Origin of the sequence: Flavobacterium sp. 1355 (assembly GCF_017833415.1) — a bacterium.
In the GTDB taxonomy this organism is placed as follows: domain Bacteria; phylum Bacteroidota; class Bacteroidia; order Flavobacteriales; family Flavobacteriaceae; genus Flavobacterium.
On record NZ_JAFICC010000010.1, the window covers coordinates 110,208 to 123,113 of the forward strand.

General features: G+C 35.4%; 8 protein-coding genes. 4 read left to right on the forward strand and 4 right to left on the reverse strand.

Going from position 1 to position 12,906, the window contains the following annotated elements; genetic code table 11:
- Positions 1-8 precede the first annotated feature (8 nt).
- Both JOD96_RS14130 and JOD96_RS14135 read right to left on the reverse strand, forming a co-directional pair.
- On the reverse strand, positions 9-5,696 hold the full coding sequence (locus tag JOD96_RS14130; RefSeq protein ID WP_209564887.1) for an alpha-2-macroglobulin family protein: 5,688 nt from the start codon (positions 5,694-5,696) through the stop codon (positions 9-11).
- A gap of 226 nt (positions 5,697-5,922) precedes the next feature.
- Entirely contained in the window at positions 5,923-6,366 is a 444-nt protein-coding gene (locus JOD96_RS14135; protein WP_209564888.1) for a nucleoside deaminase, read from the reverse strand.
- A 64-nt stretch (positions 6,367-6,430) separates the two neighbouring features.
- On the opposite strand from JOD96_RS14135, the gene JOD96_RS14140 reads away from it, so the two are divergent.
- The 4 genes from JOD96_RS14140 (at position 6,431) to JOD96_RS14155 (ending at position 10,965) form a co-directional block, all read left to right on the forward strand.
- On the forward strand, positions 6,431-7,186 hold the full coding sequence (locus JOD96_RS14140; protein WP_209564889.1) for a hypothetical protein: 756 nt from the start codon (positions 6,431-6,433) through the stop codon (positions 7,184-7,186).
- Between the two features lie 17 nt (positions 7,187-7,203).
- Positions 7,204-8,067 carry a hypothetical protein gene (locus JOD96_RS14145; protein ID WP_209564890.1) on the forward strand — a complete coding sequence of 288 codons (864 nt, stop codon included), beginning with the start codon at positions 7,204-7,206 and terminating at the stop codon, positions 8,065-8,067.
- Positions 8,068-8,132: 65 nt separating this feature from the next.
- Positions 8,133-9,914: a 1-deoxy-D-xylulose-5-phosphate synthase gene (locus JOD96_RS14150; protein ID WP_209564891.1), complete on the forward strand. Its 1,782-nt coding sequence runs from the start codon at positions 8,133-8,135 to the stop codon at positions 9,912-9,914.
- 46 nt (positions 9,915-9,960) lie between these two features.
- Positions 9,961-10,965, forward strand: a complete 1,005-nt coding sequence (locus JOD96_RS14155) for a DUF3078 domain-containing protein (RefSeq protein WP_209564892.1) — start codon at positions 9,961-9,963, stop codon at positions 10,963-10,965.
- Here the strand turns inward: JOD96_RS14155 and JOD96_RS14160 are convergent, their stop codons facing one another.
- Together JOD96_RS14160 and JOD96_RS14165 are read right to left on the reverse strand one after the other, a co-directional pair.
- Entirely contained in the window at positions 10,966-12,312 is a 1,347-nt protein-coding gene (locus JOD96_RS14160; protein WP_209564893.1) for a deoxyguanosinetriphosphate triphosphohydrolase, read from the reverse strand.
- A 69-nt stretch (positions 12,313-12,381) separates the two neighbouring features.
- Positions 12,382-12,843 (reverse strand): Lrp/AsnC family transcriptional regulator, encoded by a 462-nt coding sequence (locus JOD96_RS14165; protein WP_056190279.1) that lies wholly within the window; start codon positions 12,841-12,843, stop codon positions 12,382-12,384.
- Positions 12,844-12,906: the final 63 nt, after the last annotated feature.

A 12,906-nucleotide genomic window follows, 5' to 3' on the forward strand; every position in this document is an offset into this window, starting at 1 on the left:
TAGGATAATTACTTCACAACCTGTACCCAAAATCCTTTTGTTCTGGCCAGGAATGTATGATCGTACATTGCTTCACATTGTAATCCAGGTAAATAATAATTTCCAAGATATGATGCGTTCAGTAAAATTTTGAAGGTTTTGGTTTCTCCGGCTTTTAATCCAAAATAGAAATTTGTTCTATCGTCGCGTATATCGATATAATCCGCTGTATTATTTGTTGCCTCACCATAATCAGTAAAACGGGTGTTTACAATTTCGAATCCTGATGGCAGAATCTGAGATAAAGCAACATTTTGTACGTGTTCATTTTTCTGGTTTCTTATAGTAACCTCAGCAACAAACTCTGTTCCTTGTGCAATTCTTGACACATCAATTACACTGCCTTTTCTGTTCCTGAAAACAATTCCGGCAGAAAGATTATTCTCAATAGCATTTTCCTGACCTATCGGAAGAATTCCGGTGTTTAGTACACGAACATAAATGGTATTCTTTTTATTATTTTTTAAAGTAATACTATTCGTTCCGGACTTCACGACCAAACTTCTGTCAGCTACAGTTTTACTAGTTTTTATATTTTGCGATTTCCCATCTTTACTAAATTGAATATCAATTCCTTTTGGACCATTGTTTAGTGAGAATTTTGACATAGCATACAAACAATAAGCCGTAGTCTGAGTACTCATCCACTGATCACTTGCCATATTTTTAGCAAGTTTTGCCGCCATAAGAAACGAATTTTCTTTTTGGTTCAAAAGCAGTAAAGTTTCCAGAGCCATTGCTCTGTTTCTGTCATCAGAACCATAATAGTAGTAACTGTAATCATCTGAATTATCATCGATTTTACTATGTAATAACAATGTTAGGCCGGCACTTTTCTGACCTGCCAAAACATAAGCTGCTGCCAGTCGCAGTTTACTTTCGTTTGAGATTTCATTTGTTTCTCTCAATCTGTTCATAGAAGAAAGATCCGGAGAACCGGCCAATGCCAGTGTATACAAACGATATGCTTGTGCAAGATCATTTCCATAACGTGGTTCGAAACGCCATTTTTTGGCTTCTTTTTGCTGGTACGAAATCCATTTTGATTTGAAATTGATTGGTAAAACATATCCTTTTTTCTCTGCTTCAATTATAAAATGTCCGGCATAAGAAGTTCCCCAATCATCTGCAATTGTATTTCCCTGCCAGTATGAAAGCCCGCCGTTTGGCAATTGAAAACTTCCTAATCTTGTAATTCCCGCAGTAACATTCTTCTGGATAAGCTGCTGACGTGTAGCGTCTATATCGGCAACATCGCTTAGGAACAATTGCGGAAAAACAGATGAAGTGGTCTGTTCTACGCAACCATGCGGATATTGAATCAGATATTGTAATCTTCCGTTCAAATTAATTGTTGGCATAGAAGAAACCTCAAGTTTCGCTTTATTACTTCCTGATACTCCAAAAGTTTTCCATGAGATAGTTTTAGAACTATTAGGTGGTAAAACAACATCTGTATAGGTGTTTGTTACCGGATTTGGGTTCGTCATATCAATCTCAACGTCGTAAGAAGATTTTTGGCTTCCCGAGGTAGCAACGATCTGTACTTTTGCAATTCCGGTAAGATTTCCTACTGCGAGATTAAAGTATGCCATTTTTTCATCTGGCTGTGTAAATGTTACATTTTGGGCAGCACTTCCAATTACCTTCAATCCATTGCTGGTTTTTATCTGAACTTTTACATTTTTTATGTTTTTTTCTGTTGCAAATACCGTAACCGGAATTGTTACTTTTTCTGACGGAGAAATTTTTCGTGGCAATGAAGCCAGAACCATCAACGGACTACGAACAGGAGTTGCTTTTTCAACGCTTCCGTAGGCACTGGTTGCCGCATCACCTGCTACAACCATAGTTCTTACTGAACCAATATATTTTGGTAAGGTAACCTGATGCGTTTTGGTTTGTCCTTTTTCTAGTTTGAATGGCCCAAGATAAATTACAACCGGTTTAAAACGATTGGCTTTTTTCGCTTTTCCGCCACCAAGATCCTGATCTCCACCTATACTAAAAATCTGATTTACTTTTCCGCCGTAAGCGCCAATAACATCATCATAAACGTCCCATGTTTTTACGCCCAAAGCTTCTCGAACATAAAAACTATCCCATGCATTTGGCGTTTTAAATCGTGTTAAATCCAATAGCCCTTCATCAACAATTGCGATAGTATACGTCATTTCTTTACCGGATTTTTCACTTACTTTAATAGGAAATGATTGTTCAGGTCTCAGAACATCAGACATTGTGATTGTTGGCTCGAGTTTTGTATTTTTATCTACAACTCCAATCGGAACAATTCCGTACATACGAATTGGAGAATCATTTTTAGTCGAGGCATGAGGCTGCAAAAGTGTAATATTAAAATAAACATTTGGTGCCATCTCTGCTATTATAGGAACTTCTGCTTTTGTTTCTCCTTTTTTGGTTTCTACCCAAAGTGTCTTAATTACTTTTGAGCCATTTTCGATTGAAATTAAAGCTCGTCCGCCTTCACTTGAAGGGAAAGAAATCTGAGCTTTCTCTCCAACTGCATAGTCTTTTTTATCAGTAGAAAAAACAAGCATGTTTGCGGTAGAAGCATCCGTATTTCTGGTTTTTCCAGACCATATTGGCCAGTCAATATTTACGGTCAAAGCTGTTGCATGTCCTCCATTTTCATCAGAAACCCTGATTAAATAGCGACCCCATTCTTCATCAGCCAAGGCAAACTGAACGCTTCCTTTTCCTCTTGAATCTGTGTTTACTTTAAATGTTTTATAAGATGTTGTTGCCTCAGATGAATTATAGTTCGAGAGATTATCACTGGAAGCATCCCACCACCAGCGCCATTCTACTTTATATACTTTTACTTCAAGATCTCTCACGGCTCTTGGTCTTCCGTTCTCATCTACTGTTACAATATCAAAACGATTGTTTGTTCTCGTTTCAAGCATACCGTATTTGTTTGGCTCAGGTGATTTTATTCCGACATATGTTTTGTATGGTGAATAAGTTGACGCCATGGCATCCATACTAAAATCTCCTCCTTCTTCGTATACTTTTGTTATAAAAGAAGCTCTTAACATTCCCGACGCCTGCCCTTGCAATTTTGGATTAATATTTACCGAAGCTCTTCCATTTGCATCTAGTTTTCCTGAAAAAATATTTACTTCTTCGGTACTAAATCGGCGAACTAAGTCATCAAAAGTATATTTTTCATAACCTTTAAAAGTAGTTTTCTGTTCGGAGAATTTAGCCTGCATTTCAACATTCAGGTTCTTTGCAATTGCTCCATGAAGCCAGGTTACTTCCAAATTACTTGAATTTGGGTAAGAGGAAGATAATATCGTATTTTTAAAACTATTCTTAATCTTTAAACGATTTGGTTTTATCGTTTCAATTTTTATGTTTTTGTAGAATTTTGCACCACCAACACTTACCATTGCTTCCCAGCTTCCTGTTGGTGCATCCTGATCTGTTGGTACAATAAACGAATAATGATTTAAATCATTTGTTTTTTGAACCGTCTGATAAGTCACTTTTCCGTTTGGATCTGTTAACCTGAATTTTATCGGATGTGCTTTTGGCAATTTATTAGACGCATCATTCAAAATAAAAGATAAATACAAATTATCTCCCGGACGCCAAACACCACGTTCTCCATAAATGAAACCCTTTAGTCCTTTTTGCAGCGTTTCTCCTGAAACATCAAAATTACTTACCGATAATGAATTTCCGTCGTCAAGCTTTACATAGGTAGACTGATCTCCCAAAGTTACAATAGCAAAATAGGCAAACTTATCAATCTGAAATGTTGCAATTCCTTCGCTGCTCGTGGCTTCTGTAGCAATTTTTTGCTGTTGAAAGCTGTATAAGTCTACCCTTGCGTTTGAAACAGGTTCTGTTGTAAGGATATTATTTACTGCAAATAAATACGATTTATTCTCTCCTCTCTTGGCAATTACACCCAAATCGGAAGCCAGAATATTGGTGGCAATTCTTGCATTATAATAATAAGATCCTGTACACGGATCCTGGCTTTCTCTCCATTCATAATCATCATAATAATAATCATCGTATGAGTTGCCACTGTAATTCACATCGTTTTCATCAACTTCTTCTTCCTCTTCATTTTGATCTGTTTCTGTTTCTGATGTTTCACATTTATACAGAGAATATTTCTTTTTGTATGAGAATTCGACTCTGTAAATTGCTCCCGGTTCGGGTTTGATTATTTTAGATAAATCCAAAGCAAAAGTGTTCCATTTACTCAAATTAACCAAGGAGTTTTCTTTAAGATTTATGGTCGTTTTGGCAACGGGCTGAGAAACTCGTTTTAGATTTTGTGATCCGTTTAATTCATTGTTCTGAAGAAACTGTAGAATATTGTTCTTGTAAATCTTATAGACTTTTACATCTACAGCACTCAGATTTGCAGTTTCAAAATTTAGTTTCAGGTTGTTTGAACTTGGTAGAATTGTTCCGTTTTTTACAAAACGCACATTTGGTTTTATCTGGTCAAAAGAGATTTTCTGTGTATAATTCTCTTTCATTTTCTGTCCATACTGGCTTTCTATTCCCTGAAAAACTTCTAATAATAGTTCTCCGGTTATAGTTTGCTCCGGCACTGTTTCCTCAACTACCTCTGTTTCTTCTTCTACAACTGCAGCGGCACTGTCTACAACAGCCGCGGCACTGTCAACCGAAACACTTGCCGAATCTACAGTGGCAACAGCAACAGGCTCTTCTGCAACAACTTCATGAACAACTTGTGGTGCTGCTTTTTCATTACTAAAATATACTTTGAGTATGTTTCCCTGTGTAGAAAATTTTAGATTGTTCGTGTTTTGAATGGCTACTAAACCTTTAAAATCCTGTCCTTTTTCCAGAGGCTCTGAAAAATTAATTGAAACCGACTGATTATTCTCATCCGGAACTTCAACTTTTATAATCTTAAATTCATTTATAGCTGTAATTGGAAAATCAATTTTCCCTTTCTGGTCTATATCAAAATCACTTCCATCATAAGAAATTTCAAGCTCACTTGGCTCAGAATAACGCTTAATATTATCAATAATAAACTTAAATTCTTTTCCTGACTTTGCACCACTATCAAATTTAATCTGAAGGTCTTCTCCTTTCTGACTTGCCGAAACCAGTTTTTGAGCCGTTTCAAGGTCAATGTCATCTGCTGTTTTTAATACACAGTTTAAATATTGGGACTCTTTACTGCGTGACTGGATATCAAGCGTGTTTATTGTAAAATCCTGTTTAACCGTTTTTACTGTAAAATTAAATTTAGAAAGTTCCTTTTCCTTTTCTTTAGAAAGTGTAATTAGTTTATCTAAGTTTAGTGTAACCTGATATTCTGTACCCGGTTTTAATTTTTTCTCCGGAATAAAAGCTATTGTATTGCTGGAAAGCGCAACCACTTTCCCATTTACGCTTGGCGAAATATCGAATAAATCATCGTCAAGTTCTTCATTGATTTTCCATTCTTTTTTATCAAAAGCTAAAACCACACGTATGTCTGATTGCGAGGGAACTATCCCGCCGGTAAAACTAGTTATGTATTCTCTGAATAATGAAAAGTCAGAATTAAAATCGGCAGCTGATTTTCTGCCACAGGCTTGTAGAATAAAAAACACAAAAAATACGTAAACTAATTTTCTTGATTTCACTTTTATCTGGAGTTAATGGTTAACAAATTAGAAATTTAATACGATTTGCGGGGGGAAAGTTATACGAGCAAAATACAAATTAAATCGAGATAAAAGTAAATTATTTTTGTGGTTGTTAAGAAGAAAATTCTTTAAATTATTATTATTATTTTTTGTCTCATTCAACAAAAAATTTCTTTAAGTTCTGTCCTAGTTCTGATAGAATTTAAAACATTTACAAGGAAAATTATTTACGTCTTTCTATAAAAAAGCGTTTCATTAACTCTGCAGCTTCATTGGCCATAACTCCCGAAACTACAGTAGTTTTTGGGTGCAGTTTTGTACCCATTGTCATAAAACCGCGTTGCTCATCTCTGGCTCCAAAAACAATTTTGGTAATCTGGCTCCAATACAACGCGCCTGCACACATCTGGCAAGGCTCAAGTGTAACATACAAAGTACAGTCTTTCAGATATTTTCCTCCCAGAAAATTAGCCGCTGCTGTAATGGCCTGCATTTCGGCATGCGCCGTTACATCATTTAGTAATTCGGTCAGATTATGGGTTCTGGCAATAATTTTGTCTGCAACAACGATTACAGCTCCAACAGGAATTTCGCCTTTATCAAAAGCCATTTCAGCTTCCTGCAAAGCTTTCTTCATAAAATATTCGTCGGTGAAGGGATTTATCATAATTGCAAAAATAGGATTTTAGAATGTATTTTTTATTACATTTAAATTTTGAAATTTTAAATCGATGGATAAATACAAAATCATTATTCCCGAACCCTGTCACCAAAACTGGGACAAAATGACTCCTAATGATAACGGAAGATTTTGTTTGAGCTGTAATAAGAATGTCGTCGATTTTACAAAAATGCCGCCTGATGAAATTCAGCAATATTTTGTTTCAAAAAACGGAACAAACATTTGTGGAAGATTTAAAAACACGCAGTTAGACCAAATGATTGTTCAGATTCCGAGTCGTGTTTTATATTCTCAAACCCATTATCATAAGATGTTTTTACTGGCATTTTTTATTGCCATGGGAACTACTTTGTTTAGCTGCTCAGATAAAAATGGAGACAAACAAAAAATCGACAAAGTAGAGGTTGTATCTCCAGAACAGGAAGGATTTGCAACTGGCGGGCCACGTTTGCGTGTAGACGATACCGCTCTCTATAATAACTCTGTTAATTATGATGGTATTAAAAATCAGGCTGAGCTGGATGCCATAGCGCATCCGGAAATTGGAATGACTAAATTTTGTGATTTCATCAAAAAAAATTATGTCATTCCCAATAAATGCAAAAACCACAAAGAGACAATATACCTTTCATTTATTGTAGAAAAAGATGGCACCTTAAGTGAGATTAAAATTGAAAACAACATTGAAATGGAGAGTGCAAAAGAAATCTTAAGAGTATTGAAAATGTCTCCCAAATGGGCGGCCGGAAAAATAAACAATCATGAGGTTCGATCTGTTTATAATATGCCGATTAGATTTAAATAATCCCCGCTTTTTAATTTATGAATATAAAACAAATAACTATTCCGGAACCCTGCAATGAAAACTGGGACAAAATGACTCCAAAAGAAAATGGCCGTTTCTGCATGAGCTGTTCTAAAACGGTTGTTGATTTTACTTCGTTGCTGCCTGATGAAATTCAACATTTTTTCATTCAAAATCAAAATAATAAAATTTGCGGGAGATTTAGAAAATCTCAATTAGATACGATCAACATTCAAATTCCAAATCAGGTTTTTTACTCCCAAACAAGTTACCACAAAATGTTTTTGCTTGCATTGTTTGCTGCTATGGGAACCACTTTATTTAGCTGTGCCGACAAGAATGGTAATAAGAAAAAAATAGACAAAGTAGAAGTCGTTACAGACAATGTTCCCACTGAGCATATTTTGCTTGGCGAGCCCACAATTGATGAAACCGATACAAATCAGTCTATTGTACCGCCTCCGCCGCCTGCAAAAGTGGATCAGGTGAAATTTGTAAAAGGCGAACCAGAAATAAAATCAAAAAAAGTTGATTATAATAAAAAAAAGCAAGAAACTATTGTTGAAGATGTAGTGTATAATGGAGGCGTTGCAATAGAAACAAATGCCGAATTCCCGGGTGGCATTGACCAATTCTATAATTTTTTTGGAAAAGAATTTAAAAAACCAGACGATATTGCAACCACAAATCCCAAACTTACTATTTCATTTTTGGTAGAAAGAAATGGTTCTATGTCTTTCTTGCAATCGGAGCCAGCCATTGACAAAACGTTACAAACAGAAATTATAAGAGTTTTAAGTCTCTCTCCCAAATGGCAGCCTGCAGAATCTAATGGAAGAAAAATAAGACGACAATATTCATTGCCAATAGTTTTACAATAAAAACCTTAAACACATCTCCATAATAAAATTAAATTTAAAACCGTAAATTTGTTTTTTATTCAAAAATGAAAAGCAATTTACTTTCGAACATAAACAACCCAGCCGATTTACGTTTACTCAGCGAAACCCAGTTACCACAATTGGCCAAAGAATTACGTGATTTTATCATTGATATTGTTTCCGTAAAAGAAGGACATCTGGGGGCTAGTCTTGGCGTTGTAGAACTTACGATTGCGCTGCATTATGTTTTTAATACACCAGAGGATTTATTGGTTTGGGATGTTGGGCATCAGGCTTACGGGCATAAAATCCTAACGGAAAGAAAACATAATTTTGATACCAACAGACAACTCGGTGGAATTTCGGGATTTCCAAAAAGAAGCGAAAGCATTTATGACACTTTTGGTGTTGGCCACTCTTCTACTTCAATTTCTGCGGCGCTTGGAATGGCGATTGCCTCAAAACTGAAAGGTGAAATAAACAAACAGCACATTGCGGTTATTGGAGATGCTTCTATTGCGTCGGGAATGGCTTTTGAAGGTTTAAATCATGCCGGAGTTACAGATGCAAATATTCTGGTTATCCTAAATGATAACGCAATTGGAATTGATCCGAGTGTTGGTGCGTTAAAAAAATATTTGACTGCGGTTAAAAACGGTAAAAATCCTAAACAGAATAACATTATAAAATCCTTGAATTTTGATTATTCGGGACCAATTGACGGTCATGATTTTCCGAATTTAATTAAAGAATTAAACCGATTAAAAAAGATCAAGGGACCAAAATTCCTTCATATTGTCACTACAAAAGGCAAAGGTTTACAGCAAGCCGAAGAAAATCAGGTAAAATATCACGCACCGGGAAAATTTGACGCATCTACAGGAGAACTTCATTTTAAATCTGAAGAAAATTTACCTCCAAAATATCAGGATGTTTTTGGTTTAACCATTTTGGATTTAGCCAGAAAGAATGAAAAAATCATAGGTATTACGCCTGCAATGCCATCGGGAAGTTCCTTAAAGTTTATGATGGATGAAATTCCTGAACGTGCTTTTGATGTTGGAATTGCAGAGCAACATGCTGTAACGCTTGCCGCCGGAATGGCGACTCAGGGTATGGTTGTGTATTGCAATATATATTCAACATTTCTTCAACGGGCGTATGACCAGGTGATTCATGATGTTGCTTTGCAAAATTTACCCGTAATTTTCTGTCTGGACCGCGCAGGTTTGGTTGGTGAAGACGGAGCAACGCATCACGGGGTTTTTGACATTGCGTATTTAAGAACAATTCCCAATATAATTATTTACGCACCAATCAACGAAATTGCATTACAAAATATTCTTTATTCTGCTCAATTTGGACTGAATCATCCAATCGCAATTCGATATCCAAGAGGGAGAGGCGTTTTACCTAACTGGGAAGTAGAAAATTTCGGACAATACGAAAATGTTAAAATTGGAAAGGCAATCCGCCTGAAAAATGGCACTAAAACAGCCGTTTTATCCACTGGAACTATTGGCAATAATGTAATTACAGCTCTTAACGAGTGTCCTAATGCTGAGAATATTGCGCATTATGACTTCCCTTTTATTAAACCTCTGGATAATAACCTATTACAGGAGATCTTTAATAAGTATAAAACGGTTATTACAATTGAAGACGGTGCAATAAAAGGAGGTTTTGGAAGTTCCATTTTAGAATTTGCGGCTGAAAATAACTTCACTAATGCAATCAAAATTTTAGGTGTACCAGATACATTTATTGAGCATGGAACGGTCTTGGAATTACAACAAATGTGCAAAATTGACGTTAAAAGTTTGGTATTTCTTTTTTCAAACCACTGAAAAGAATTATTTTGCGAAGCCAAAAAAAAATCAAAATTCAAGCCTAATGAAATTATTTCGATTCACCTTATTACTTTTACTCTTTACGTTTACTGCTACAATTTCTGCGCAGGGTATTATTAAAACGACTTTAGAACCAAACCAGCTTCCGAAACCGCCTTCTAACTGGACTAAAAAAAATCAGCTGGGTTTTGACATTTCCGAAATTGCTTTTGTGAATTGGAGTGCCGGGGGAACAAGTTCTATTTCGGGTTTATTTAAAGGTGAATTTTCAAGAACATATATAAAAGGGAATCACAAGTGGTTTAATGAATTAATTATTAAGTACGGTTTAAACAAACAAGATGGTACCGAACTTAGAAAAACAGATGATGCTGTCCAGCTTAACTCAACGTACGGATTTAGAAGAGATACAACGTCAAACTGGTACTATTCTGCAAAATATAACTTCAATACTCAATTTACAAACGGTTATAATTATCCCAATAAGGATATTGCTATATCGAAACCATTTGCACCTGCTTACATCTTTCTGGGAGCCGGAGCAGAAAATTCTAACAAAGCAAAAAACAGGACTTTTTACTTCTCTCCTATAACATTAAAAACTACTTTGGTTTTAGACCAGTACCTGGCAAACCAGGGAGCATTTGGTGTTAAAAAAGCTGTTTATGCACCTGATCCTCTTGATCCAAACGCTCAGATTTTAGTTGAAGAAGGACAAAAAGTAAAAGCCGAATTTGGTATTTTGTTAACGGCGTACATGAAAAATGAAATCTTCAAAAACATTTTTTATGAAAACAGACTAACGTTATATACCGATTACCTCAACAGATTTGGAAACGTAGACGTTGATTACGACACACGTCTGGACCTTGTTGTTAATGCTTATGTAAAAGCAAATATTGGTATTCACTTAGTATATGACGACGATATTAAAACCAAAAAAGATGTTGTAGATCCTGTAACCGGAAATACAAGTCAGGTTAATGACGGGCCAAGAGCTCAGCTAAGACAGGTTTTGGGAGTTGGCCTCGTGTATGCTTTTCAATAATTAATTAGGCTTTCTGCCATTAATCATTTCAAATAACTCTAACGCATTCCCATCTGTCAAAAGAGAAACGTAATGACAAATATGAAGCAAACGGCTGTATAAATCTGTTTTCTCCAAGTGGTGTTTTTCAGGCAGCATTTTTAGGAGTAACTTATCATAATTCGATGCTTTTCCTTCATATTTGTTATTAAATGCGGTAATAAATTTGTCCAGCAATGTCTGGATAATTTGGTAACCAACAATTTCTTTTTCGATTACTTCACGGCTCTGATAGATTTTTTCAACACTTAATTTGATAATATCATCCATCTGCGCTTTGTATTTACTTTTATCTGTTAAGGCGTAGGGAAATTGTCCGGCAAGGATTGCTTCTTCGTTTTCAATAAAGACATCGACAGCATCATTAATTAATGCACCAATTGCAAGTGCACGCAGATAACTTATTCTGTCTTCTTTAGTTTCTAATAATTTATACTTAGTAACTCCAATATTGTCTTTTACCAATTTGATTAAATATTCTAAAGCATAATCTTCGGAAACTAAACCAAGGTTTATACCATCCTCAAAATCTATAATAGTGTAGCAGATATCATCTGCCGCCTCTACTAAATAAGCCAAAGGATGTCTTTCAAAACCAATATCACCATCCGATTTATTGGCTATCATTCCCATATCATTTGCTACTTCTTCAAAGAAAACTTTATCTGCCTGGAAGAAACCATATTTTTTGTCTGCGATATTTGAAGTTGGTTTTTTAGGAAGACTTTCTTTCGGATATTTCATAAAAGCACCCAAAGTGGCGTATGAAATTCTTAAGCCTCCTTCTATTCCTGGACGACTTGCTGTAAGCACAGAAAAACCGTTTGCATTTCCTTCAAAATCGATCAAATCCTGCCATTGTTTGGCGGTTAAATGATCTTTATATTTAATTCCTTTTCCGATTGAAAAATATTCTCCAATGGCCTTTTCACCAGAATGCCCAAAAGGCGGATTTCCGATATCATGCGCCAAAGAAGCTGCGGCGACAATGGCTCCAAAATCATTCATGTGATAACCGTGAACTTCTTTTAAATAAGGATATTTTTCAATGATTTTTTTTCCAACTAAACGACCTAAGGAACGGCCAACAACTGAAACTTCTAAACTGTGTGTCAAACGTGTATGCACAAAATCTGTTTTAGAAAGCGGAATTACTTGTGTCTTATCCTGTAATGATCTAAAAGCGGCCGAAAAGATAATTCGGTCATAATCTACCTCAAATCCTAAACGGGTATCATCTTGTTCTATACGTAATCTTTTGCTTGTGTCACCTTGCTTTTTAAGAGATAAAAGTTGTTCCCAGTTCATTTTGATATTTTAGATTTCAGATTGTTGATTTTAGATTCTAATGTTCAAAAATACATATTATTTTTAAGACTAAAACTCCAGTGCCGTACTGTGTTTGATTTCTCCCATTACAAAAATACTATTTGTATTTCCTATATTTTCTATTGTCGACAATTTGTTCATTACAAAATCCTGATAACTAGCCATGTCCTTAACTAAAATTTTTAGCATAAAATCATAATCCCCAGCAATATTGTAACATTCTATAATTTCGGGAAGAGCGACAATATCTTTTACAAAATTACTTCCGACATTTTTGGCATGTTCTTTTAAACGTACATTACAAAAAACAGTCATGCCGCGATTCATTTTATTCTTATCAAGCAATGCCACATATTTGGTAATATAACCATCTCTTTCTAACCTTTTTATACGCTCGTAAACAGGAGTTACGGTCAGGAATAATTTACTGGCAAGGTCTTTTGTGTTGATATTTGAGTTTTCCTGAAGGTGTTTCAATATCAATAAATCGGTTTTATCTAAATTTTCCATAGTAATTTTTACGGCTAAAGGTTAGCTTCACAGATATTCACAGTAATAAAATCTTTAAATAGT